This window comes from Mesorhizobium sp. P2_E9, from assembly GCF_056403815.1.
In genome coordinates this window covers 14383-37655 of the sequence record NZ_JBFUET010000024.1, presented here as the reverse complement: position 1 = coordinate 37655, position 23273 = coordinate 14383, and the positions used below count along the sequence as shown (strand labels likewise).

Sequence of the window (23273 nt, the reverse complement as noted above, 5' to 3'; positions counted from 1 at the left end):
GCGCGTGGGCTTCTCGATAAGCTGGTTTGGCTTCCGCGCTTACGGGATCAAGGAAGCTGCAACCTTGTTCGGTAGGGAAGTCGGTGGTTCGTCAGAAGATTTCGATGCCACGGTCAACGCTTATAGCAGCGAAAAGAATTGGGCGATTATCATCCTGGGCTACTGCAGCTTTCCAAATCCTCCTGACAGCTATCTGTCGGCGTTCTCGCAGGGCAGGGAAATGGTCGTGGTGCACATAGAAGAACATACTATGTTCGCTCGCGCCGAATTCTGGAGCAGCGGAAAGAACATCTGGAAAGTATGGCATACCGGGGACAAAAACGTCAGGGACCTTCATGCCGCAGGCGACCTCCCGACATCCTTTGAAGGCGTAAGGCAGGAGGCCTTTTCAAAACAGGATGAAGAAGATGCCGAACGCTCAGGAGTCGACGTCGTTTTCGACATTCCTCTCGATCTTGCCGCCGAGCTGACGGGCTTCAGGCATGATGAGGGCGCGCCCGACCGGCTTTTCTTTGAGCTTGTCGAGAAGCCGGTTCAGAAATGAGCTGACAGGCTTGTTGCCATAGCTCTCGGGAATGCAGTTCTGCGAAGGCAGCCGCTTGAACCATCACCAAAAGTCCATTGATCCATCACAACTTTGCGATGGTCTTGCCAAGGTTACTGGGCCATAGCGTTGGCCCATGGTCGCTAAAGCAATTGCCCTGGATGCAGATTCAAAAGCCCGTCGCGGCTTCTTGCTGGCGCTGGGTGCCTATCTCTTGTGGGGATTGCTGCCTTTCTACATGAAGGCGGTGGCGCATCTGCCGCTTGCCGAGGTGATCGCCCACCGCATCGTCTGGTCGGTGCCGATCGCCGCCGCGGTTCTGGTCTGGGCCGGCCGCACGGCGGATTTCAAGGCGGCGATTCGCTCACCCCGCACCATCGCCATGGCGGCGCTGACGGCAGCGCTCATCTCGGTCAACTGGGGCATCTATGTCTGGGCGATTTCCGTCGACCGCACCGTCGAGACCGCGCTCGGCTATTACATCAACCCGCTGGTGGTGGTCGTGGTCGGAGCCGTGCTGCTGGGCGAAAGGCTCGATCGGTTGCAGATCGCTGCTGTCGCGCTAGCGGCGGTCGCCGTCACGCTGCTGACCATCGAGGGCGGCAAGCTGCCTTGGGTATCGCTGGCGCTGGCTTTCTCTTTCGCCGCCTATGGCTTCTTCCGCAAGACGCTGCCGATTGGCCCAAGCCAGGGTTTTCTGCTCGAAGTGCTTTTGCTGTCCGTGCCGGCTCTCGGCTACATCGTCTACCTGATCACGACCGGGCAGGACCACATCGTGTCCAGCAACGGCACAGACACTGCCCTGCTGATCGGCTGCGGCCCGGTCACATCGATACCATTGCTGTTGTTCGCCTTCGGCGCCAAGCTGCTGCGGCTCTCCACCATCGGCATCATGCAATATATCGCGCCGACCATGGTGTTCCTGATTGCCGTTCTGATTTTCGATGAACCGTTCGGCACGGCACAGGCCATCGCCTTTGCCCTGATCTGGGCAGCCTTGGCGATCTATTCCTGGTCGATGCTGGTTACGGCCCGCCGGGCCGCCGCTACAACCCGCGGCCAAGCCGCCTGACGAACAGGTAGGTGGCCAAAGCGATAACCACCGACACAGCCGTCACCACCCAGAAGCCCGCTGGCGTATCGACCAGCGGCAGCCCGCCGACATTCATGCCGAACAGGCCCGAGATGATGGTCATCGGCAGCAGCACTGCCGTCATGACGGAGAGAACATAGAGGAGCTGGTTCGACTGCATGGTCAGCTTGGCCATCAATTCGTCCTGCAACAACCTCGTGCGCGCCTGCAACTGCTCGCCGTCATTGTAGAGGGTGAGCGCCCGATGCGAGAGCCTCGCTGCCATGTCGTTGATCAGATCGGGCAGCTCGTCGCGATGCGAATGATCGAGATGGCGAAACAGGTTGGTGAGCGTCGCCATCTGCCGATGGATCACCACCAGCTGCCGGCGCGCCTCGACCAGCGACTGGCGTTCATTGTGCCACGCGTCGCGCACGACGCGGTCCTCGATGCCGTCGAGCGTGTCGCCGAGTTTGCCGAGCTCGCCCGACATGCCGTCGAGCGACTGACCCATGACCGCCTCGATCAGTTCCGCTGGCGAGCGGAATTTCCGCGATCCGTTTTCCACCGCCTTTCGGACCGCGTCGACCGACTCCAGAGGCTGCTTGCGGGCGCCGATCAGCATCGTGTCGTTGAAGGCGAAGCGGAAATGGACGAGCCCGCGCGCTTCCGAAAAATCGTGCCTGAGGTCCGGCAGGTCGCCAAACAGCCAGTCATCCTCGTAGTCGATGTGGCAGCCATGGCTGGGCGCGAGGAAAGCATCGCGCGCCGGGGCCGGCAAAGCCTTCTCGGCGGCGATTTCCTGGCGGGCGTGCAGATCGGTGATCTGGTAGCTGCGCCAGGTCCATCGCGCTTGCGCGGGGTCCTTGGTGCGCACGCCCCCAGCGGTGAAATGATAGATGAAGAACAGCCCGTGCTCGTCGGGCAGGTAAGGCGACAGGTCGGTGCCTTCCGGGGCGAGGGCGATATCCATGGGCGTAGTGCCAGATGCAGGTTTCGACAGCTGGCGCCGCGCAGCGGCACCTCTGCAATTCCTAGCACGAGCGAACCCGGTTTCGTGTGACGGTTTCTTGACAGCGGGTCACAGTGTGTCGAGCAGGGAGAGGCCTCGATCCACCAATTGCCGTCATTTTCGACGCTTGGATGGACTTCGCATCCACCGCAATGGGGCTGTCAATCGTAGCCAGGTGGGCGATGCGAGCAGCGCGGCGCGTTCGGCAGCGAGATTGTCTCGGTCGCGCACCAATGCGTTCCGTTCGAGGCCGAGCTCATGACAGGCGCGGTTGATTGCGTCGCGCTCGCCGCGCAAATGGTCTGACTCGGCCGCCGCCGCGGCCCCCACGACAGCGCAACTTTCGTCGAACTTCGCCCGCATAAGGTCCAGCTCGTCACGCAATTTCTGGCTGTCGCCGTCGTCCGCCATGGCACATAGAACGTCGTAGGCGGTGCGTATCAGCGGTGTCACATCCGGATGGCTCTGTAAGTCTCCGACTGTTGCCCGTTCACGGTGCAGGTCCGCTGTCAGGAAGCGCCCTATCTCGGCTTCCACTAGGTCGGAGGGTGCCGGCCAGACGATCCCGGTCTTCTCCGCCGCACGCTCGACATGATGTCGCCAGTCGATCAGGAATTGTTCATGGCGCATGAAATGACGTGGCATGTGCCGTGAATGAAATTCCGCATCGAGCACGTGCCTGAGCCAGAGCAAAAGGGATTTTGCCAGCGGCAATCCATCCCGCCGCTGCAGTGAGTAAGCGACCTCGAGGGGGTTGCGGAGCGGAAGCAGGGCAACCGGCTCGACCTCCATTTCGGCTAGGATCGACGACATGAACGGAACGAACCGGCAAATCCTGGGATCCTTGACGAAAAACAGCGGTTCATCGCCGTATTCGCTTGCCAGGATCGCCTTGATCTTGTGGCGGTGACGCTCCGCCGCCAGCGATTGCAGCCATTGCGGATTGAGCGGCCGCCAGTCATGCCACGAGGAGGCAGCCGCTGCGAGCAGTTCGTCGTTGGCGAAATTGAGCGGGGTGCTTTCCCAGTATCCCCTGGGATTGTTGCCGTCGGCGCGCAACGGTCTTTTGGGGCCGGCCGATCCCAATGCGGCGATGGTGCCGGCAAGCATCGAGGTCCCGCTGCGGTGCATCCCAAGCACGAGGATCGCTTTTCTCCGGGAGTGGCGCGCGCGGTTCGGCATCTGCACGGCCTGCGCAGGGGGCTTGCGCAATGGCAACCGGGCCTCGAGCCATTCGGCTATTCCCGCAGGCAGCGCAAATGTTCCGTCCAGCAGGGGGTTCGCGGCAGCCGACCCCTCGTTGAACAGTCCATGATAGTGGATATGGACCAGCCGGGCCGGGTCGGGCGCCGAGGCCGGGTTGAAGTTGTGAAGCGGAAAATTATGCGTGGCCGGCAAAAGCCGCACGGAATGGTTGCCGGCGGTGGCCGCCAGTGAGAAAGCAGCCTGGCTCGTGCCCCAGAAGGCCGTGGCCTCCCCTTGCAGGATGCCGGTCCCGGTGCCGTAGGTTGGCTCGGCGCCGGCCCATGGTTTCATATTGGCGGCCACCAGCTTCCGGAAAATATCCTCGGTGTGCTGAAACAGGCCGCTCGCCCTTTTTGCGGCGATGAGCCCGCCATTGTAGCTGGCGCGCACAGCGAGGCCGTCGACGCTCGTGCGCACGATCGGCAGGTGTTCGTAGTCGACACCGGCAAGGACGCATAGCTGTCGCCAGTAAGCGTCGAATGGGTCGCCAGGGCCGGTCGTGCACATCCCCTTGCTGTCCACCGGGCGAGCAGCGGCGGAGCATGTGCCCAACGAAAAGTCGGGCTCGGCTATGAATATCGCGTCGCTATCAAGCATGATGATGACCGGCGGCCCGGTCCGTCTTTCGACATGGGCAAGCGAATGGACCCGGTATGAAGGGCCATATTGCGGGCAGCGGCTGTCGATTTCGATCGGCAGATAGTCCACTCCCAGTTGCTCGAACCGGTCTATCGTCGACGCGGACGGGCGACGGCTGCTTCGCGGCGAGACCGCAATTATCGGGGACCGTGAATAAGAGCCGGCGAAACACCTTATGCTTTCGCACAGCAGCAGGGCCTGTGCTTCGAGAATGCCCGCCTCGGCGATCAGCACAAACTCGACGTCGTTTTCGGATCCGTCGGCTTTGGGCTTGTCGACGGGTTCTTCCCGAGGGACAGGAGGCGGCTGAGAAGAAATTACCGGGCGCTCGTTCCTGGCGACGCCGATCTTCTGGATGATGACTTGTTCTCCTCGGTACAGTTCGCGGTATTGGCCTGATTGCACCGACAGGAAACTGTCGATCCCGAGTTTTGGGCGCTCGACCTCGTTGGCAAAGAAAGTCCATTCGTAATCGTCGAAAATGACAATCCCGCCGTCCCGCACCATCGGCCAGGAGAACACGGCATCGGACTGGACGTCGGCGCTGTGATGGCTGCCGTCGACATAGACGAGGTCGAAACGCCGCTCGTCGGTGACAAGGCGGGCCAATGCCTGGGACGAGGGACTTTTGATCTTCTCGACCCGTTCGCCGAACGCGGCCAGGTTGCTGTCGAAGCGTTGCTCGACATGCGCAAGCTGGTCGCTCCATTTGTGGCGCAGCGTGTGTTCGGGACTGCCGGCGAATGTATCGATGCATGTCAGCCGGCATTTGCCGAAATAGTTGAGAAAGAAGATCGCCGACCGGCCCTCCCAGGAGCCGATCTCCAGGACATCGAGAGCCTCATCGCGGCGCGACTGCAGCAGCGTGGCCCAGAGGGGAAAGAAGCGCGAGGTCCAGTCGGTCGAAAGGCTCTTGCCTGCAAACCACGCGGAATAATCAGGGTTCATAATTCTCACTCTTTGAGGCAGAGACGGCACCTTCGGTTTCCAGAATGCTGTTCCTCGTCAATTGGTCCGGCACCGATTCAGTCAGCTGCTTCAGTCAGCTGCCTGTTTTGGGCAAGCTCGCCTTGAGCCCAATCGTCAGCCGCTTTGCCAGAGCACCGATTACGGTGCGCCAGTCGAGCGGCCAGCACAGATAGCAGACGCGCAGCATCTCCGTCAGACCCGGCGGCGGGCTGGCGAGCATGCGCGCGACGATGCCATGGGCCAGCTGCCTTGCCGCAACCGCATCCTCCGTGCGCCGGAAGGGCCGTGACGCTGCGAGAAAGGCCTTGAGCACGCCAAGCAACTTGCCGTAGGCGGCGGCGCGTCGGTCGACGGCAATCACGTGCCCGCGGATGAATCGGGTGAGGTCCTGGGCGAAGGCGTCGTCATAAAGGTCATAGGTCAGGCCGAGGCGCGCCCATGATGCCTGGCGGATCGGATGCGTGCGATTGCGGGCATTCGTAGCGTTTGTCGCAGTTAGCCCGAGTGCGTTCAGCCGGTAGCGCGTCAGCGGTTCGGCAAGATTTCGCGCCCGGCACAGAGGCAGCATGTCGAACCACAGATAATGGTCCTGCGAGACCAGTTCATCGATCCTGTAGCGCCCGGCGGCCTCGAAGCAGCCGCGGCGGTAGGCGATCGTCGAATGGTAGAAGGGATTGTGGAACAGGATCGTCCAGCGGATCTCCAGATCCGTCTCGGGCATAAGCTGCGCACCGACGACGCGGTCGGCTTCGTCGATCAGCGTTACCGCGTGTCCGACGAGGCCAAGTTCGCGATCCTCGTCCAGGGCGGCGACCAGTCGTCCGACATGCGCAGGCTCGGCGATATCGTCCGCGTCGAGGCGCAGGATGATCGCGCCTCGGGCGGCCTCGATGCCGCGATTGGCGGCAGCTGCGGTGCCGAGATTGGTCGGGTTGGTGATCAGCCGGATGCGTAGATCGCGACGCGCCAGCTCCTGGAAGACTGCGTCCTGGCCCGTGCCGTCATCGACAATGATGAGTTCGAGATCATCGAACTCCTGAGTCAGGATGCTGTTGACCGCGGCATCGAGAAAGCGCTGGTCCGTATAGACGGTCATGACGACGGAGGCGCGTGGAACGCGATCCGCATCGCCGTCTGTCCTGTTCACCACCGTTCAATCCCCCTTGCGCATCTCCCCGATAACCAACCAGGAGAGTCGCCGCAAATGGAAATCGCCGGAGCGTCCGCGAGGCTTCTACCTTGCCGCTCGACCAGCGGCCGGCGGTGAGCGCCGCCGACCGCGCCGTCCGATGCGGTTCAGCGCTTCGGCCCAAACCCGGGGTAGGGGTTGAGCGGCACGATCGCGGCGATGTCCATCATGCCGGCCTTGATCAGTGGCAGAGTGGCGAGATGGCCGCGCACTTCGGCGTCGTCTGATGCCTCGAACATCATGCCGCTGCCGGGAATGTCGCCGCGGTTCCAGACCTGGCGCACCGCGCCCTCGGCGTAGAGCGTGCGCCGCTGTTCGGCTTCGCCGGGCAGAAGCGGTGCAAAGTCGGCGTCGCCGAACTTTGCGGTGTTGCGGGTGAGAAGGGCAAAGAACTGCATATCGGTCTCCTCTAGGTTGGGATGGCCGACTATCCCAGTGACTAGTCAGACTGTCCAAGACTGATTAGGCTAAAGTTGAGACCTGTAAGGACGTAAACTTTCGGATAAAAATGTTCGACCTGCGCCAGCTCCGCTACTTCATTACTGTCGCCGAAACCGGCAATGTCGGTCGTGCGGCCGAACTGCTGCATATCTCGCAATCGCCGCTCAGCCGGCAGATCATGCAGCTTGAGCAGCAGCTGGGCGTCGCGCTGTTCGAACGGGCAAAGCAGCGCGTTCATCTCAATGCCGAGGGCCGCGCCTTCCTCACCGAGGCCAGGATGCTTCTCGCAGGCGCGAAGCGGCTGGAGGCGTTCGGCCGTGACCTTGCAACGGGTGCCGCCGGCCGTCTCGCCATCGGCTATGTCGAAGGCGCGGTGCATGCCGGTCTGGTCGCGGGCATGCTCAGGCAGTTTCGCCGCGACCGGCCGCAATTGAATCTCAGCTTGATGAGCCTGCGCTCCGCCGCGCAGTTGGAGGGGCTGCGCCAGCGCACGCTCGATCTCGGCCTGGTCTATTCGCCGCCGCCGGCCGACTATCCCGAAATTGCCTCGATGCTGGCCCGCCGCGAGCCGTTGGTGCTGGCGATGCCCGAGGGTGATGCGCTCACGGCTGTCGCCGACATCCGCCCGCATCATCTCGATAGTCGCACGTGGATCACCGTGGTGCGCCAGCCCGCCGACACCAATCGCGGCCAGTTCCTGGCCGCTTGCATCGAGGCCGGCTTCGTGCCCGACATCGCCTATGAGACCGCTGATCCCTTGACCTCGCTCGGCCTGGTCAGCGCCGGACTGGGCCTAGCGACGGTGCAGGAGAGCCTGCGAAGTGCGGCGCCGGCGGGGATCGTCTTCCGCGACCTTCCCTGGTTCAAGCGCAGCGTGGCGATCCATCTCGCCTGGCGGCGGCAGGATCGGCGGGCGGTGATTGGGGATTTGCGGAGGGCAATAGGCAGTAGGCAGTAGGCAGTAGGCAGTAGGCAGTAGGCAGTAGGCAGTAGGCAGGCCCTATTCCCTACCGCCTATTCCCTACATTTTGTCGATCACCGACTGCATGCCTTCGGTCGGCGCATCGACGGACGAGCCTGCCACCATGATGGCGGCGACGATGGCTTCCGGGTCGTTTATCACCAGCGGCTGAACGCGCTTTGCCGTGTGGATGAAGCCCTCTGCCGCCATGTGATCAAGCAACGACAGCATCGGATCCCAGAATCCGTTGACATTGCCGAAGACGATCGGCTTGCGGTGATGGCCGAGTTGCCCCCAGGTCATGACCTCGACGATCTCCTCGACTGTACCGATGCCGCCCGGCAGCGCCACAAAGGCGTCGGATTTCTCGAACATCTTGTGTTTGCGCTCGTGCATATTGTCGGTGATCAGCAGTTCGTCGAGCCGGTCGAGCGCGGTTTCGGTTGCTTCCTTGTTGATCAGGAAGCGGGGAATGATGCCCGTCACCTTGCCGCCGGCCTTGAGCGCGCCTTCGGCGACGGCGCCCATAATGCCTTTGGTGCCGCCGCCATAGACCAGCCGCAGGCCCGCTTTGGCAATCGAGCGCCCAAGCAGGTGCCCGGCCTTCGCATAGATTTCATCGCGGCCCGGCGACGAGCCGCAATAGACGCAGACGGATCGAATCGTGTTCATACGGATGATTGGTGATTGGGTCTGAAAGCGGGGTCAAGCCCAAAGGCTTGACAAGTTCGGGCTTTTTCTTGTCGGCCCGTTTTTCTTGTCGGCATTGGGAAAACACGCTAGACCGGCATTAGGTGGCTAAGGGGTAGGGAAATATGGCAATTAATCCATTGAAGGCGTTCCTGTTCGCGGCGGGTGGGACCGTCGCGGCCGCGGGAACCGCCTATGTATCGGGCGCACTCGACCCGTATCTTCATCCAACGCCGCCGGCGCAGGTCGCGGCCTTGACGCCGCCCGAGGCGCCGAAACCGGCTGATCCCGGCACCGAAGGGCGACTGCCGGCGCCGGCGGTGCCGGCCGCTCCCGCCGCGGCGCCCCAGGCGATCGCTCCGGCCGCGCCTGCGACGGAAGCCACGCCCCCGGCAGCGCCTGCAACCGATGCGGCGGCTCCGGCGGCGCCAGCAGCGGCCGGCCCGATCGCGCCGACCTTCGATGTCGTGCGCGTCGAGAGCAATGGTTCGATCGTCATTGCCGGCAATGCGGCGCCCAATTCAAAGGTCGAGATCCTCAGTGGCACGACCGTGCTTGGTTCGACCGTGGCTGGCCCCGATGGCGCTTTCGTCATCGTGCTCGACGATCCGCTGAAGCCGGGCGACTACACAATTGCCCTGCGTTCGGCGGTCGGCACGGTGGTGACCGTCTCGGTGCAGACCGCCGTCGTTTCGGTTCCCAAGAATGCCGCCGGCCAGGTGCTGGCCATGGTCGAGGAGCCGGGCAAGCCGGCCGAACTGCTGACGGTTCCGGCGCCCGAGACCAAACCGGCGGCACCTGCCACCGGCGACCAGGCTGCTGCACCGGCTGCCCCGGCGCCAGCTCCGGCCGCCGAAGCGCCCGCAACGGCTGCTCCGGCGCCAGCCGCATCGGCCCCGGCGCCAGCCGTCGTCGAGGCTGCACCGGCTCCCGCCGCGCCGGCAACACCGCCCGCCGCAGCCGTGGCCGAACCCAAGATCGTCGTCGAGGCGGTCGAGATCGACGGCAACAAGATCTTTGTCGCCGGCCTTGCCGATCCGGGCCGCAAGGTGCGCGCCTATGCCAACGACATCCTGCTCGGAGACGCGCAGACATCGCCGGACGGTCATTTCCTCGTCGAGGCGACGCGCGACATTCCAGTCGGCAGCTACACCATCCATGTCGACGGCCTCGATGCCGACGGTGTGAAGGTGGTGGCCCGCGCCGCCGTGCCGTTCGAGCGCGAGCCGGGTGAAGCGGTTGCCGCCGTGGCGCCTGCGGAGGTCAAGCCGGCAGAGGTCAAGCCGGCCGAGACCAAGCCTGCCGCACCTGCCGCCGAAGCCCCTGCCGCTCCCGCTGCTGCCGCGCCTGCCGTTGTTGCGGCTGCCCCGGCCGAGCCAGCGCCGGCTCCTGCCTTACCGGCCGCTGAGGCGCCGGCTGTTGCCGCCGCTCCGGCACCCGCTGCACCCGCCACTGAGGCTCCGGCCGCCGTCGCTGCGGCCACGCCGCCAAGCGACGTGCCGGAGGTCGTATCGCCCAAGCTCGAACATGCCGACGGCGCTGTCATCATCCGCCGCAACGATACGCTGTGGCGGATTTCGCGGCGCGTCTATGGCCATGGCGTGCGCTATTCCACCATCTATCTCGCCAACCAGGACCAGATCAGGGATCCCAATCGCATCTGGCCAGGACAGGTGTTCAAGGTCCCGGAAAAGTCCAAGGAAGGCGAAGCCGCCGACCTCAAGGCGATGGGCGAGCAGGCGACGACAGCGCCGGCCAAGACGGAGTAGAAGCCACCTTGATCAGCCGACATCGCCTGCTTGGTTGGAGTGAAGCGTGAAACCGGTTGCACCGGGATCACCCAGCTCAGGGCGGAGATTCATGCTCGGGATGAGATAATCTCCGCCATTTTGCCGACGGTATGGGATGGGCGGCGTCGTCGCCAGTGTCCGCATCCTGTGACGCAGGCGTTCGGCCACGGGTTCGAAGCCGGCCTCTTCGAGACGATCGACCTTGTAGACCACGAACGGCGGAAGCACGTCGTATCCCGGGTAATAGAGGATCCCGTGGTTGATCGGGAACAGCAGGTCGTGGATAGGTCCGTTGATACCGCGCGGCGTGTAGTGCTCCTCCCAGCCGCCGGCGGTCACGATCAACATCGCGCGTTTCCCGACAAGGGTCCCCTCACCATAGCGATCGCCCCAGCGCCGATCGCTATGCTCACCAACGCCATAGGCGAATCCATAGGCGAACACACGGTCGACCCAGCCCTTGAGGATCGCAGGCATGGCGAACCACCACAGCGGGAACTGCAAGATCAAGGTATCGGCCCACATCAGCTTTTCGATCTCGGCCTTTACATCCCCGGTTAGCGTGTTGGCCTCGAAACCCTTCTTGGAAGCCGCGACCGGGATGAAGCGCGCATCAGGGTCTTGCGATGGGAAGTCGGCACGATCGACTTCGGATTTCCAGCCATCGGCGTACAGGTCCGATACGTGCACCTCATGTCCCTGAGCCTCGAGTTCCTTGACGGCGACGTCACGAAGGGCGCCGCTCAGCGAGCGTGATTCAGGGTGAGCGAAGACGAGCAGAACTTTCATGGGTCAGATCCAACGTTGAGGAAACTGACGGGAAGGTAGCCAGTGACAGAGTGATCCGCTATATGCAGGTAATGCATAATATTGTGCCGAATAATGGATAAGTCAGACATTACATTCGAGCGCATGCGCACCTTCGTTCGCGTGGCCGAGCGTGGCAGCCTGTCGGCCGTCGCGCGCGAATTTGGGGTCGGGCAATCAACGATCACGCGGCACCTGCGGGAGCTCGAAGCCGCGGTCGGCGTGCCTTTGCTCAGCAGAACGACCAGACGTGTGACGATGACCGCCGAAGGCAGCCGCTATTATGCCAACAGCGTTCAGATCCTGCGTCTTGTCGAACAGGCCAGCGATGAGGCCCGGGGCACGCGTGGCGCGCCTGCCGGCACGATCCGGATAAGCTGTACGGCGGCCTTCGGTGTCTTGCATGTCAGCCGACTGATCTTCGCTTTTCAGGACCGTCATCCTGACATCGGGGTTGATCTCAGCCTCACGGATGAGCGGGTGGATCTCGTTCGCGAGGGCGTCGATATCGCGCTTCGCCTGGGACCGCTCACCGACAGCTCGTTGAAGCTGCGGGCTCTCGGCCAGTCGCGGCGTCTGCTCGTAGCGTCTCCGGATTATCTGGCGGCGCGGGGAAGACCGGCTGTCCCCTCGGATCTATCGCGGCATGAGGGCATCCGGATGTCGAACGTGGCGGGCAGCGAAACACTCATTTTGCGGGGCGCCGGTGGCGAACGTCATATGGTGCCTTTCACGGGGCGACTGCGTATCGATCATGGGCTTGCCGCGCGGCAGGCCATGGTCGCCGCTCGCGGGATCGCGCCGGCGCATCGATGGCTTGTGGACGATCTTCTGGCGGCGGGCCTGCTCGAGACAATCCTGGCGGATTATACGCTGCCGTCCGTCCCGCTGAACATGTTGATTGTCCCGGAGCGCGCGGGCGTCGCAAGGGTCCGCTTGCTGGTCGAGTTTCTGGCTGAACAGATCGCCGCCATTCCAGGGATCGAGAAATCCATACCGGAGTACTAGCCGCCGTCCGATCTGCCCGGAAGAGTAGCTTGCAGCGGTGCCGTCCATCGTCTATCGCCGATGAACGATGACACAATCCGCCCTTGAACCAGACCGCGCCACCAGCGCTCTACCCAACTGCATCTCCGACAGCCGCGCGGTCGCGGCGCGTTTCGCGGCGTTGTCGCATCCGGCACGGATTGAGATACTGAAGCACCTCTCAGCTAGCAATTCGTGCTGCTGCCGCGAAGTCGTCGACCGTTTCGATCTGGCGCAGTCGACCGTCTCGCAGCATCTGAAAATACTGGTCGAGGCCGGTCTGGTCCGCTTCGAGCCTGATCGCCAGCGCTCGCGCTATGCGGTCGATCATGCCGCGCTCGCCAACCTGTCCACATCGCTGAACGCGCTCGTCAATTCCTGCTGCTCCGGCCGCTGACCCTCTCACCCAAAAGGCAAGAAAAGTGGTCGAAAAAACCGTCTCCGCCGACACCTCAACCCTCACGACTTTGCGCAACCTCTGGCCCTATATGTGGCCGGCCGACCGCGCCGACCTCAGGGCGCGCGTCACCTGGGCGACGCTGCTGCTGGTCGTCGCCAAGCTGACACTGGTCGCCGGTCCCTATTTCTTCAAATGGGCAACCGATGCGCTGGCGGGCGGCTCCAAGGTGCCACCGCCGCTGCCTTCTTTCATGCTTGCCCCTGTGATGCTGGTCGTTGCCTACAATGTGCTGAGGCTGGTCCAGCTCGGTTTCAACCAGCTGCGCGATGCGCTGTTTGCCCGCGTTGGCCAGCATGCGGTGCGCCAGCTTGCCTTCCGCACCTTCGTCCACATGCACCAGCTGTCGCTGCGCTTTCATTTGGAGCGCCGCACCGGTGGTCTGTCGCGCATTATCGAGCGCGGCACCAAGGGCATCGAGACGATCGTGCGCTTCATCATGCTCAACACCGCGCCGACCATTCTCGAATTCGCGTTGACCGCCGGCATATTCGGTTTCACCTATGGCTGGAAATACGTGGCCGTCGTCGCAGCCACCGTCTGCCTCTATGTCTGGTTCACGGTCAAGGCGAGCGACTGGCGCATTTCGATCCGCCGCGACATGAACGACAGCGACACCGACGCCAATACCAAGGCGATCGACTCGCTGCTCAATTTCGAGACGGTCAAATATTTCACCAATGAGCGCATGGAGGCCGAGCGCTTCGACCGCTCGATGGCGCGCTATGAGGTCGCCGCCACCAAGACCTGGACCTCGCTCGGCTGGCTGAATTTTGGCCAGGGCGTCATCTTCGGCCTCGGCACGGTCGTCGTCATGTGCATGTCCGCGCTGGAAGTGCAGGCTCACACGCAGACCGTCGGCGATTTCGTCTTCATCAACGCCATGCTGGTGCAGCTTTCCGTGCCGCTCAACTTCATCGGCTTCATCTACCGCGAAATCAGGCAAGGGTTGACCGATATCGAGCACATGTTCGACCTGCTCGACGTGCCGCAGGAGATCGTCGACAAGCCTGGTGCGAAATCGCTGGTCGTCGGCGCCGGCAAGGTCGAGTTCCGCGACGTGCATTTCTCCTATGATCCGAACCGCAAGATCCTGAAGGGTGTTTCCTTCGAGGTGCCGGCCGGCAAGACGGTTGCCATTGTCGGGCCGTCGGGCGCGGGCAAGTCGACCATCTCGCGGCTTTTGTTCCGCTTCTATGACGTGCAGGCCGGTCAGGTGCTGATCGACGGCCAGGACATCAGGGATGTCACCCAGGACAGCCTGCGCGCGATGCTCGGCATGGTGCCGCAGGATACGGTCCTGTTCAACGACACCATCGCCTACAACATTCGCTATGGCCGCGTCGGTGCCAGCGAGGAGGAGGTGCGCAAGGCGGCCGAACTCGCCCAGATTGGCCCGTTCATCGAAAAACTGCCCGACGGCTACAAGTCGATGGTCGGCGAGCGCGGCCTAAAACTTTCGGGTGGCGAGAAGCAGCGCGTGGCGATTGCCCGCACCATCCTGAAGGCGCCGCCGATCCTGATGCTCGACGAAGCCACCTCGGCGCTGGACAGCCACACCGAGCAGGAGATCCAGGCCGCGCTCGATCTGGTCAGCAAGGGGCGCACCACCATTGTGATTGCCCACCGCCTGTCGACGGTGATTTCCGCCGACGAGATCATCGTGCTGAAGGACGGCCAGATCGCCGAGCGCGGCACCCATGTCGAGCTGATGCGAAAGCATGGCCTCTATGCCTCGATGTGGGACCGCCAGCGCGAGGCGACCGAAGCCGAAGAGCGGCTGCGTCTCGCCCGCGAAGGCGACGAGCTTGGCGTCATCGTTCGCCGCCGCACGTCCGAGGTAAATTGATTTTTGCGCTTGACCTCAACTTAGGTTGAGATTGTACGCCCGTTCCTGGAGCCCGAGAACACCATCATCCAGGAACGGAACAGTTGAAATGAACGACATAAATCAGAATGTTAACGGCGGCAGCGTGTTCAGGGTGGATAAGTTCGTCGTCCCGGCCGCCGCCCGCGAGGAGATCCTCGTCAAGGTCAGAACGACGCATGAATTGCTGCGCCAGCAGCAGGGCTTCGTGCAGGATTTGCTGCTCGAACAATTTTCGGGGCCAGGTGAATTCAACCTGGTGACGATCGTCGAATGGGAAAGCCAGGCGGCCATCGACAAGGTGGTGCCGATCGTCAAGGCGGCGCACGAGCGCGTTGCGTTCAACCCGCAGGAGACGCTCGCACGGCTCGGCGTTCGGGCCGACATCGCCAACTACCAGCGGGTTCCCGGGCTCTAATGCATGTCGCCCAAAAGTGTGTAGCGGTTTTGGGACGACGACATGCATAAACAAAAGGAGGCTAAAGGGCGTCGATGCGACGCGCTTTAGCCGGGCCAGCCGACGCCAGGTGCCGGCGCCTTCATGCTGAGCACCTGGCCGGTGCGGGCATCGCTGACCATGTGCTCGAAGCCGCGCCATTGCGCGGCGACGATGAACAGTGTTTGCCTGTCCACACCGCCCAGCATGCAGGCAAAACAGCCGCGATCGACGGTAACGGTCTGCAGCACCTCACCGCCTTCACGCACCCGCACGCAATGCTTGTTGGGGACATCCGCGTACCAGATCGCCCCTTCGGCATCGAGACAGATGCCGTCGGGGTAGCCGTCGAGATCGGCCCAAATGCGCCGGTTGGACAGGGTGCCATCGCCGGCGATGTCGAAGGCGGTAAGCCGGTTGCCGTGGGATTCGGCAACGATCAGCGTCTTGTTGTCTGGGGTCACCGCCATGCCGTTGGCAAAGGCTATGTTGTCAGCCACTTGCCGGACCGCACCGTCCGGCGTGATCAGCACGATCGCGCCGGGACCGAAATGCTCACCGGGAGCCGGCGTCGGCCCGCCACCATTGACATAGATGTTGCCGCGCCCATCGACGACGATCTCGTTCCACGGGCCTTTCGACAGGCCACGCAGATCGGCATGGGTGACGAGCCCGCCATCAGCTTCTTGCCGAAGCAGCAGGCCTTCTCGGCCTGAGACGACCAGCAGGCGTCCATCCGGCAGCCAGTCGATGGAATAGGGCAGGACGGCCGGCACGGTGAGCATGATCTCGCGATTGCCCTGAGCATCGATGGCGATGATTTCACCCGTGCCCCAATTGCAAAGCCACAGGCGCCCGTCATGCCAGCGTGGCGATTCCCCGAAGGCAAGGCCGGCAGTGACGAGACGTGCTTGATGGGCTGATGGTTTCTGCATGTGGGTGCTCCTAGTTGTGCGCGTCATTCATGGCCGGGCGGTCCATTAATGACGTTGCCTCACCAAGGACGGGTGACGGCGCGCGTTACCGACAGGCATCGCGCAACAATTCAGCTCAGTCGCCGCAACGCTGAGTCTAAGCACCCTCGAAGTCGGTGTTCCTTAGAATATTGCGAGTTTGACATGGTGAAAATGAATTTCAAGGTGCCTTCTATCCGCTCTTCCAGGTAATATTCTGCCAACGGACTCTGATCTATAGGTACTGCTCTGCTGCAGGTAAGAAGGCCGCTGGAATGTTCGGAATTTTTTCACGGAAGAAACGGCTTCAGCACCGAGCAACGGTTTCGGCAGACCGTTCTGAGCAGGCGGTGGCCAGCCCACACGTATCTTCAGTTATTGTCCCGTTTTCAGCAGTCGAGCGCGCTGCCAAGGAAAATTACGCCGCGGATCTCGTGACGGCGGTCATGGATTTCGTGAACGCAATGCTTGACCAGGGCCTCTACAAGGATCACGAAATACCGGCCTCGGCGAGGCAGTTTTTTCACACTTACCTATACGGCATGGAAGTAGCTAACGGCGGCCATAGCCAATTTATCCGCAACTACCGTGGTGGCCTCGACAAAATTACCTCTGATGCGCGTTTGGCTCTGGCCGGAATGCGAGCAGCAAACCATTTGGCTGTGTTAGAACAAATGGTTGCTTGGGTCCGGGAATATCCAAAGGAAGCGGAGGAACAGACTGGATTTGACGGCGGTCGCGCTGATTTCCTTGATAAACTCGACGATCTTTTTCACGAGGAGGAAGATACCGTCCCGCTGCTTGCGCGCGCAGTGGGTTGGATCGCCTCGTGGCCTGAACTGGAGATTGTCGACGATGCCGAATGCCAGGAGGCCATCCTCGACGTTGTGATGGCTAATCATAGACGCGAGCCTCGATTGCGCCATCGCTCGGTGTTCCATCTGAAAGCAGTGATGACGAGCCGACTTGAGGTGGGCATCGGTCTCGCCTGCGCAGGTTTGCCGCAACCCGAGGTTAAGTTAGGGTTAGGCGAAGGAAGGATGTTGGGCATAGACGGCGAGAAGCAGATGGCTTTTCCTGTCTTAACCAATGCCGGTAGGGTGCTTCTGTGCGTAGTCAATTCAACGCATGCGGCTGCGTACCGGTACCTCGCCGCTGATGGCACGGAGCCGCAACTCGACGTCGGACCGGTCGATAGCGTCGATGAGTTACTTGGCGAAGTTGCTCCACGTGTCGGCCCGAAGCTCTCGCATGTAGGCGCTGATACAATAACGACTGTTATAAAATTGGCTGAAGCCTATCACGCACCAGCAGCCCTCGACCTCCTTTTGCGTAGGGCCGAAATAGATACGGCAGGAGCAGTTGCCTTACCATCGATGCTGATTCCGAGAGAGGGAGGGGCGGTCGTCAGTTGGACAATCGCTGCTGGCGATAGGCTATTGTTGTTGCTGTCGGCTCCCAATGGGAGCGCGCTCTTGAGATCGGGTGCCGAAGATCCGCTGGTGGATGCCCACAGACTGGAAATCGAAGAGCATTGTGCGCGCGCCGAAGCCGATGGTGCCAACTAATCTGGACTGGCTGTCTCCATTGTGCCGCGCTACTTCTCCGTCAGAAAAAAATTCCATCGACATGGCCATTGAGGGTCGCACTGTTCGGCTTTCGGATCATCGACGGCCAGCCTTTTCCCCGAGCTGTGAACCGGCAGTGTGCTGAATTCTGACGGCAATGATGCCGGCAGGCAAGCATACCGCCGCTTCTCCTCCTTTGCGGCCAGTGCGGCCTTGCCGATTGTTGCGTTGCGGCGAAGGGGGCTTTCGGCTATTGAGGCCGGACTTGAAACGGAGCCCGCCCCAGACCGATGAGCCTTGTCGATACGGTCAAGAACGCGTTCGTACCGATCCATCGCGAAGGCTATCCCTTCATCGCGGCCTTTGGCGCGGCAACGCTTTTCCTCGGCTATTTCTCCTCGATCCTGTTCTGGATCGGCCTGATCCTGACCGCCTGGTGCGTCTATTTCTTCCGCGATCCCGAGCGCGTCACGCCGGTCGACGACCGCCTGGTGGTGAGCCCCGCCGATGGCATCATCTCGGCAGTCGGTCCGGCCGTGCCGCCACGCGAGCTTGGCCTCGGCAATGTCGAGATGACCCGCATCTCGGTGTTCATGAATGTCTTTTCCTGCCATGTGAACCGAGCCCCGGTGCGCGGCCGTATCGCCAAGATCGAGCATCGGCCGGGAAAATTCCTCAATGCCGAACTCGACAAGGCCAGCACCGAGAACGAGCGCAACGGCCTGGTCATCGAGAGCCCCAACGGCACGGTCGCCGCCGTCCAGATCGCCGGCCTGGTGGCCCGCCGCATCGTCTGCTGGGCCGAGGCCGGCGCTTCGATCGGCACGGGCGAGCGTTTCGGGCTGATCCGTTTCGGCTCGCGCGTCGATGTGTTCCTGCCTTTGACCGCCACGCCGCGTGTCGCCGTTGGCCAGACGGCGGTCGGCGGTGAAACGGTGCTGGCCGAATTCGGCGGCGTCGCCGGCACCCCCCTCGTACGGATTTCCTGAGCGGTGGGCACGCAATACAAAAAGTTCGAGGCCCATGCCAGCGGCGGTCCGCGCATCCGCGAGATCCCGATGCGCATGGTGCTGCCCAATCTGGTTACCGTGCTTGCCATCTGCGCCGGCCTGTCCGGCATCCGCTTCGGCTTCGAAGGCCGCTTCGAGCCGGCGGTGGTGATGGTGCTGCTTGCGGCCTTTCTCGACGGCATTGACGGCCGCCTGGCGCGGATGCTGAAGGCGACCTCCAAATTCGGCGCGCAGATGGATTCGCTGGCCGACATCGTCAATTTCGGCGTGGCACCCGCTTTGGTGCTCTATGCCTTCCTGCTCGACCGTGCCGGTTCGCCGGGGTGGATTGCTGCCCTTCTGTTCGCCATCGCCTGTGGGCTCAGGCTTGCCCGCTTCAACGTGCTCGACGACGAGAAGGCCGAACGTCCCCTATGGCAGTCCGAGTATTTCGTCGGTGTGCCGGCGCCGGCGGGCGCGGTGCTGGTGATGCTGCCGCTCTATCTCTATTTTCTGCGGCTTGGGGTCGAGCCCAGCCGCCCGGCCGCCTTCGTCGCCACCGGCTTCACCATCCTGGTCGCTTTCTTGCTGGTCAGCCGGTTGCCCGTCTATTCCGGCAAGAGCATCAAAATCCCTGGCGACAGGGTGCTGCCGGTCATTCTGGCCGTCGTGCTCTACGTCCTCTTGCTGATGACCTATCCCTGGTACACGCTGACTGCCTCGGTCGCGGGCTATCTGATCTTCCTGCCGTTCTCGGTGCGCGCCTACTCCAAGCGCGCCAAGCTCGAGGGCGAGAAGGTGCCGCCTTCGGACATAGGTTAGAACGTTCGCCGAAGTCGTTGATCCGACTCAGGCCGCGACACCCAGCCCCAGCCTGTCGATCGCCAGCTTCCTGGTCGAAACATAGTCGGTCTTGCCGGACCCCAGCACCGGGATTTCCTCCACCTTGACGATGTCGTTGGGCACCATCAGTTCGGCGGCTCCGGCTTTCTTGCCGAACTGACGGAGCTCTTCGGGATTGGCGTCGTCGGCGGTGGTGACCAGCACGATGCGTTCGCCACGCCTTTTGTCGGGCACCGCCACCGCCGCATGGCGTTCTTCCGGCCACAGCGACTGCACCAGCATCTCGACCGCGCCCAGCGACACCATCTCGCCGGCGATCTTGGCGAAGCGCTTGGCGCGGCCGCGAATGGCGATGAAGCCTTCGCGGTCGACGGCGACGATGTCGCCGGTGTCGTGCCAGCCGGTCAGCGGCTGCAGCTCACCGGGGCGGTCCGCGGTCATGTAACCCATCATCAGATTGGGTCCGTCGAGCCACAGCTGGCCGGCGTCCGAGATGCCTTCGACTGGTTCCAGCTTCATGCGCATCGCCGGCAGCAGCCTTCCGACCGTACCGTCGCGGCCATGGATGGCGGTGTTGACGGCAACCACGGGTGCGGCTTCGGTCAGCCCAAAACCTTCGATGATCTCGGCCTGGAAACGCTCGCGATAGGTGCGGCGCGTTTCCGGCTTCACCGCCTCGGCGCCGGCAACGACAAAGCGCAGGCTGGAGAAATCGCCGTCCTTGGCGGTGCGCGCATAGTTGGCGAGGAAGGTGTCGGTACCGAACATGATGGTCGGCTTCACCTTGCGCGCGATCTCGGGGATGATCTTGTAGTGGAGAGGCGAGGGGTAGAGGAACAGTTTTACCCCGGTGACCAGCGGCAGGATGGTGCCGCCCGTCAGCCCAAAGGAATGGAACACCGGCAGCACGTTGAGCAGGATATCGGCCGGCGAGATGGTGATGCGCGCCTCGGCCTGCATGGCGTTGGCGAGCAGGTTCTTTTGCGACAGAACCACCGCTTTCGGCGTGCCTTCAGAACCCGAGGTGAACAGGACCACGCCCGGCTTGGCTGCATCCTGCCGCTGCAGCGGCAGGCGCCACAGCAAGGCGGCGGCAAGCTTGTCCAGCGGGGTGACGCTGGTGCGAATATCTTCAAGCCACAGCAGCCTGGCGCCGCCCTTTTCGACCGCCGCGACGATATCGGCGAGATCGGCCTTCTCGACGAAGGCGCGGGAGGAAATGACGGTACGGATGACGGCTGTGCGTACGGCGGCCGTGACGCTCGCCGGCCCGGCCGTATAATTGATCATCGCTGCCACCCGGCCTGCCGACAGAAGACCAACCAACGACAGCACGACGCCATTGGCGTTGGGCAGCATCACCCCCACCGCTTCGCCCGGTGCTGTCACTGCTTCGAAGCGCCTGCCCAGCACGCGCGCGCCGATGAACATCTTGCGGTAGCTTAGCGCGCCCGAGATGACGTCCTCGATGATCGGATGTGAGGCGCCGACTCTGGCTGCCGCATCGCGCATCGCCAGGAACAGGCCGCGATCGAGATTGGTGCCGAAAAGCCGCGCTTCGGCGACACGATCGAACAGCGCATTGGTGTTCGACGCCTGGTCCGGGTTGCGCGCCACCAGTTCGGCGATGGTCATCGGCTCCAGCACGCTGATCGAGAGCTGCGGAAACCAGTGCCGCGGCGCCTTGTTCGCCGGCGTCAGCGACACAGGCAGGCTGCGCGCGCCGGCGACGAAGATCGGCACGATGCGGGCGTCGGCCTGCATGGCGATGCGGGTGACGGCGCGAAACAGCCGGAACGTCTTGATGTCGGGCTCGACCGCATCCGGCAGATAGACGGCGAGCCGGCCCTTGCCCTTCAGCACGCGCACCAGCCGGCGGCTGACGAAGAGATGTTCGGCATTGAAGGCGATGCTGCGGCCAAGCTCACGCCAGGGTTCGAGCCAGGGCGAGCGCGCCGAAACCTCGTCGAGGATGTGCAGCGTGTCATCCGGCAGCAGCGACAGCATCAGCGCCGGTTCGAAACGCGACTGGTGCGAGATGACGTAGATGACGGGAGCCTGCGCCTTGCGGGCGATGCTGATGCGGTTGTCGCTGATCCGGTAGGCGAGCTTGAACGGCACATAGAGCAGCGCCTGCGTGAAACGCAGGCCGAGGCGGAATTTCTCCACCACGCCGATCAGCAGCCAGGCCACAACGAGACCCGCAAGCAGCGCCAGTGTCAGGATCATGCCGCGTCTCTCCCAACGTTTTTGTCATCGCGGCTCTGCGGCCGCTTCGGAGGCAGAGGGTAGCGGAAGTGGGCCGGAGGTCAATGTGGGAAGAGGAGGTGTTCCTTCTCCCGCCGGATGGAGAAGCAACGAGGCCCTCATGCCGCCTTCAGCCGCCCGCTGATGAACCGGAACTCCTGCGTCTTGCCGCCATAGCCATAGGCGGCCGCCGGCACTTCATGCACGAAGGCATAGCTTTCCTGGTGCACACCGCCCAGCAGGCGGCCGAAGGCATCGAAGAGAGCCTTGAGATAGGCTTCCAGCTCGAGCTTGGTGTTGGTGCCGTCGACCACCTTGATATCCAGCCAGAACGTATTGGTGCCATGCTCGGCCAGCGACTTGCCGCCGGCGAACCAGTGCTGCGGATCGATATAGGACACGGCAACGGCGGTGATCGTCGGATCCTTGCGCAACTGCGTGGCGGTGATTTCGGTGATCTCCTTGGCAATCCTGGCGGACAAAGCGGCGTCCGGCTTTCCGGTGACGTTGATGTTGATGATGGGCATTTTTCTTCTCCTTGGTTTCTGGCGGCGTGGTTGCCGTTGGAGAGACCATGTCACCATCCTTGAATCAAACAAATCGAATTGTTTTTGACTGAAGATTCGATAATATCGAATTATGGAAGCGCTCGATCCGGATCTGCTCAAAACCTTCCTCGCTTTCGTCGACAGCGGCTCGCTGGCGCAGGCGGCTTCCAGTGTCGGCCGTTCGCCTTCGGCGGTGACCGCCCAGATGCAGCGGCTGGAGGAGATCGTCGGCGAGCCGCTGCTGGCGCCGCAAGGCAGGGGTCGTGGCCTGACGCCGGCAGGCGAGGACCTCGTTGGCCACGCCAGGCGCATTCTTGCCGTGCATCGCGAGGCATGGCTGGCGCTGAAGGGGGCGCGGGCTGCCGGGCGTGTCGCCATCGGCACGACGCAGGATTTCGCCGACAGTGGCCTGCCGGACCTGCTGCGTGCCTTCGCCACCAGCCATCCGCGCGTCAGGATCGAATTGCGGGTCGGTCGCTCGGCCGAACTGGCGCAGGCGCTGCAGGTCGGCAGCCTCGACCTGGCGATCGTCATGCGCCAGATCGCAGCGCCGGACGAATCCGGCGTCCTGCGCGAGCCGATGATCTGGCTGTGTTCACAAAAGGGATTGGCCTCGCGCCAGGAGGATCTGCCGCTGGCGCTGCTCGATCCCTATTGCGGGTTTCGCGAGGCCGCGCTCGCGGCGCTCGATGCTGACGGCCGCCGCTACCGCATCGCCGCCGGCAGCGCCAGCCTGGCCGGCCTGCGCACTGCTGTGAATGCCGGCGTTGCGCTGACCTTGCGAACGCCGCGCTTTGCCCATTCCGGTATTGTCGAGGCGCCGCGCGAGCTTGGTCTGCCGCAAGTTCCGATGGCTGAATTCGCGATCCGGCTGCGCGCTGGCACCGATGGCGCGGCGGCCGATCTGGCGGCGCTGCTCAGCGGCAACCTCGCCCTATCCGGGCACTTCGGGTGAAGCCGTGGGCTTCCACCCTCCTGCG

Annotated in this window: 21 protein-coding genes; 12 read left to right on the top strand and 9 right to left on the bottom strand. The window is 62.9% G+C overall.

Annotation, left to right across the window (positions count from 1 at the left end):
• Positions 1–4: 4 nt before the first annotated feature.
• On the top strand, positions 5–544 hold the full coding sequence (locus AC1D05_RS32275; RefSeq protein ID WP_477446563.1) for a hypothetical protein: 540 nt from the start codon (positions 5–7) through the stop codon (positions 542–544).
• A gap of 136 nt (positions 545–680) precedes the next feature.
• Entirely contained in the window at positions 681–1616 is a 936-nt protein-coding gene (gene rarD / locus AC1D05_RS32270; RefSeq protein WP_477446561.1) for an EamA family transporter RarD, read from the top strand.
• Here the strand turns inward: rarD and AC1D05_RS32265 are convergent.
• The 4 genes from AC1D05_RS32265 to AC1D05_RS32250 form a co-directional block, all read right to left on the bottom strand.
• Positions 1591–2589: a transporter gene (locus AC1D05_RS32265; protein ID WP_477446559.1), complete on the bottom strand. Its 999-nt coding sequence runs from the start codon at positions 2587–2589 to the stop codon at positions 1591–1593. The genes rarD and AC1D05_RS32265 overlap by 26 nt on opposite strands.
• A gap of 153 nt (positions 2590–2742) precedes the next feature.
• A complete protein-coding gene (locus AC1D05_RS32260; protein ID WP_477446557.1) occupies positions 2743–5460 on the bottom strand; it encodes a class I SAM-dependent methyltransferase in 2718 nt (905 codons plus the stop codon).
• A 94-nt stretch (positions 5461–5554) separates the two neighbouring features.
• The gene (locus AC1D05_RS32255) at positions 5555–6628 is read right to left on the bottom strand and encodes a glycosyltransferase (RefSeq protein WP_477446555.1); all 1074 of its coding nucleotides are present in this window, start codon (positions 6626–6628) and stop codon (positions 5555–5557) included.
• Between the two features lie 149 nt (positions 6629–6777).
• Positions 6778–7068, bottom strand: a complete 291-nt coding sequence (locus AC1D05_RS32250) for a muconolactone Delta-isomerase family protein (protein WP_477219411.1) — start codon at positions 7066–7068, stop codon at positions 6778–6780.
• Between the two features lie 110 nt (positions 7069–7178).
• On the opposite strand from AC1D05_RS32250, the gene AC1D05_RS32245 reads away from it, so the two are divergent.
• Positions 7179–8069 (top strand): LysR substrate-binding domain-containing protein, encoded by an 891-nt coding sequence (locus tag AC1D05_RS32245; protein WP_477446553.1) that lies wholly within the window; start codon positions 7179–7181, stop codon positions 8067–8069.
• A gap of 63 nt (positions 8070–8132) precedes the next feature.
• On the opposite strand, the gene AC1D05_RS32240 is transcribed toward AC1D05_RS32245, so the two are convergent.
• Complete coding sequence (locus tag AC1D05_RS32240; RefSeq protein WP_477446551.1) at positions 8133–8744, bottom strand: LOG family protein; 612 nt, start codon at positions 8742–8744, stop codon at positions 8133–8135.
• Between the two features lie 143 nt (positions 8745–8887).
• Here AC1D05_RS32240 and AC1D05_RS32235 point away from each other — a divergent pair, with 143 nt between their 5' ends.
• Positions 8888–10531 (top strand): LysM peptidoglycan-binding domain-containing protein, encoded by a 1644-nt coding sequence (locus AC1D05_RS32235; protein WP_477446549.1) that lies wholly within the window; start codon positions 8888–8890, stop codon positions 10529–10531.
• A gap of 12 nt (positions 10532–10543) precedes the next feature.
• Here the strand turns inward: AC1D05_RS32235 and AC1D05_RS32230 are convergent, their stop codons facing one another.
• On the bottom strand, positions 10544–11341 hold the full coding sequence (locus tag AC1D05_RS32230) for an NAD(P)H-dependent oxidoreductase (RefSeq protein ID WP_477446547.1): 798 nt from the start codon (positions 11339–11341) through the stop codon (positions 10544–10546).
• Positions 11342–11434: 93 nt separating this feature from the next.
• On the opposite strand from AC1D05_RS32230, the gene AC1D05_RS32225 reads away from it, so the two are divergent.
• The 4 genes from AC1D05_RS32225 (at position 11435) to AC1D05_RS32210 (ending at position 15127) form a co-directional block, all read left to right on the top strand.
• Positions 11435–12367 carry a LysR family transcriptional regulator gene (locus AC1D05_RS32225; protein ID WP_477446545.1) on the top strand — a complete coding sequence of 311 codons (933 nt, stop codon included), beginning with the start codon at positions 11435–11437 and terminating at the stop codon, positions 12365–12367.
• Positions 12368–12434: 67 nt separating this feature from the next.
• Positions 12435–12782, top strand: a complete 348-nt coding sequence (locus AC1D05_RS32220) for an ArsR/SmtB family transcription factor (protein WP_477446543.1) — start codon at positions 12435–12437, stop codon at positions 12780–12782.
• A 25-nt stretch (positions 12783–12807) separates the two neighbouring features.
• Positions 12808–14691, top strand: coding sequence for an ABCB family ABC transporter ATP-binding protein/permease (locus AC1D05_RS32215; RefSeq protein ID WP_477446541.1), 1884 nt, complete (start codon positions 12808–12810; stop codon positions 14689–14691).
• Between the two features lie 88 nt (positions 14692–14779).
• Positions 14780–15127 (top strand): antibiotic biosynthesis monooxygenase family protein, encoded by a 348-nt coding sequence (locus AC1D05_RS32210; RefSeq protein ID WP_477446539.1) that lies wholly within the window; start codon positions 14780–14782, stop codon positions 15125–15127.
• 86 nt (positions 15128–15213) lie between these two features.
• Here AC1D05_RS32210 and AC1D05_RS32205 read toward each other — a convergent pair whose 3' ends face one another.
• Positions 15214–16080 (bottom strand): SMP-30/gluconolactonase/LRE family protein, encoded by an 867-nt coding sequence (locus AC1D05_RS32205; protein WP_477446537.1) that lies wholly within the window; start codon positions 16078–16080, stop codon positions 15214–15216.
• 293 nt (positions 16081–16373) lie between these two features.
• On the opposite strand from AC1D05_RS32205, the gene AC1D05_RS32200 reads away from it, so the two are divergent.
• The 3 genes from AC1D05_RS32200 to AC1D05_RS32190 all read left to right on the top strand — a co-directional run bounded on the left by AC1D05_RS32200 (position 16374) and on the right by AC1D05_RS32190 (position 19477).
• Positions 16374–17666, top strand: coding sequence for a DMP19 family protein (locus AC1D05_RS32200; RefSeq protein ID WP_477446535.1), 1293 nt, complete (start codon positions 16374–16376; stop codon positions 17664–17666).
• 290 nt (positions 17667–17956) lie between these two features.
• Positions 17957–18655 carry a phosphatidylserine decarboxylase gene (locus tag AC1D05_RS32195; RefSeq protein ID WP_477446533.1) on the top strand — a complete coding sequence of 233 codons (699 nt, stop codon included), beginning with the start codon at positions 17957–17959 and terminating at the stop codon, positions 18653–18655.
• Positions 18656–18658: 3 nt separating this feature from the next.
• Positions 18659–19477, top strand: a complete 819-nt coding sequence (locus AC1D05_RS32190) for a CDP-alcohol phosphatidyltransferase family protein (RefSeq protein WP_172230557.1) — start codon at positions 18659–18661, stop codon at positions 19475–19477.
• A 27-nt stretch (positions 19478–19504) separates the two neighbouring features.
• Here the strand turns inward: AC1D05_RS32190 and AC1D05_RS32185 are convergent, their stop codons facing one another.
• Together AC1D05_RS32185 and AC1D05_RS32180 are read right to left on the bottom strand one after the other, a co-directional pair.
• Complete coding sequence (locus AC1D05_RS32185) at positions 19505–21727, bottom strand: AMP-binding protein (RefSeq protein ID WP_477446531.1); 2223 nt, start codon at positions 21725–21727, stop codon at positions 19505–19507.
• Between the two features lie 137 nt (positions 21728–21864).
• Entirely contained in the window at positions 21865–22272 is a 408-nt protein-coding gene (locus tag AC1D05_RS32180; RefSeq protein ID WP_477446529.1) for a tautomerase family protein, read from the bottom strand.
• A gap of 112 nt (positions 22273–22384) precedes the next feature.
• On the opposite strand from AC1D05_RS32180, the gene AC1D05_RS32175 reads away from it, so the two are divergent.
• Complete coding sequence (locus AC1D05_RS32175; protein WP_477446527.1) at positions 22385–23248, top strand: LysR substrate-binding domain-containing protein; 864 nt, start codon at positions 22385–22387, stop codon at positions 23246–23248.
• Positions 23249–23273: the final 25 nt, after the last annotated feature.

Excerpts from the sequence above, each read along its gene's own strand:
- AC1D05_RS32205 (WP_477446537.1), bottom strand. The coding sequence starts at position 16,080 with ATGCAGAAACCATCAGCCCATCAAGCACGTCTCGTCACTGCCGGCCTT.
- AC1D05_RS32235 (WP_477446549.1), top strand. The coding sequence starts at position 8,888 with ATGGCAATTAATCCATTGAAGGCGTTCCTGTTCGCGGCGGGTGGGACC.
- AC1D05_RS32210 (WP_477446539.1), top strand. The coding sequence starts at position 14,780 with ATGAACGACATAAATCAGAATGTTAACGGCGGCAGCGTGTTCAGGGTG.
- AC1D05_RS32250 (WP_477219411.1), bottom strand. The coding sequence starts at position 7,068 with ATGCAGTTCTTTGCCCTTCTCACCCGCAACACCGCAAAGTTCGGCGAC.
- AC1D05_RS32185 (WP_477446531.1), bottom strand. The coding sequence starts at position 21,727 with ATGATCCTGACACTGGCGCTGCTTGCGGGTCTCGTTGTGGCCTGGCTG.
- AC1D05_RS32265 (WP_477446559.1), bottom strand. The coding sequence starts at position 2,589 with ATGGATATCGCCCTCGCCCCGGAAGGCACCGACCTGTCGCCTTACCTG.
- rarD (WP_477446561.1), top strand. The coding sequence starts at position 681 with ATGGTCGCTAAAGCAATTGCCCTGGATGCAGATTCAAAAGCCCGTCGC.
- AC1D05_RS32230 (WP_477446547.1), bottom strand. The coding sequence starts at position 11,341 with ATGAAAGTTCTGCTCGTCTTCGCTCACCCTGAATCACGCTCGCTGAGC.
- AC1D05_RS32175 (WP_477446527.1), top strand. The coding sequence starts at position 22,385 with ATGGAAGCGCTCGATCCGGATCTGCTCAAAACCTTCCTCGCTTTCGTC.
- AC1D05_RS32260 (WP_477446557.1), bottom strand. The coding sequence starts at position 5,460 with ATGAACCCTGATTATTCCGCGTGGTTTGCAGGCAAGAGCCTTTCGACC.
- AC1D05_RS32240 (WP_477446551.1), bottom strand. The coding sequence starts at position 8,744 with ATGAACACGATTCGATCCGTCTGCGTCTATTGCGGCTCGTCGCCGGGC.
- AC1D05_RS32225 (WP_477446545.1), top strand. The coding sequence starts at position 11,435 with ATGGATAAGTCAGACATTACATTCGAGCGCATGCGCACCTTCGTTCGC.
- AC1D05_RS32180 (WP_477446529.1), bottom strand. The coding sequence starts at position 22,272 with ATGCCCATCATCAACATCAACGTCACCGGAAAGCCGGACGCCGCTTTG.
- AC1D05_RS32220 (WP_477446543.1), top strand. The coding sequence starts at position 12,435 with ATGACACAATCCGCCCTTGAACCAGACCGCGCCACCAGCGCTCTACCC.
- AC1D05_RS32245 (WP_477446553.1), top strand. The coding sequence starts at position 7,179 with ATGTTCGACCTGCGCCAGCTCCGCTACTTCATTACTGTCGCCGAAACC.
- AC1D05_RS32200 (WP_477446535.1), top strand. The coding sequence starts at position 16,374 with ATGTTCGGAATTTTTTCACGGAAGAAACGGCTTCAGCACCGAGCAACG.
- AC1D05_RS32195 (WP_477446533.1), top strand. The coding sequence starts at position 17,957 with ATGAGCCTTGTCGATACGGTCAAGAACGCGTTCGTACCGATCCATCGC.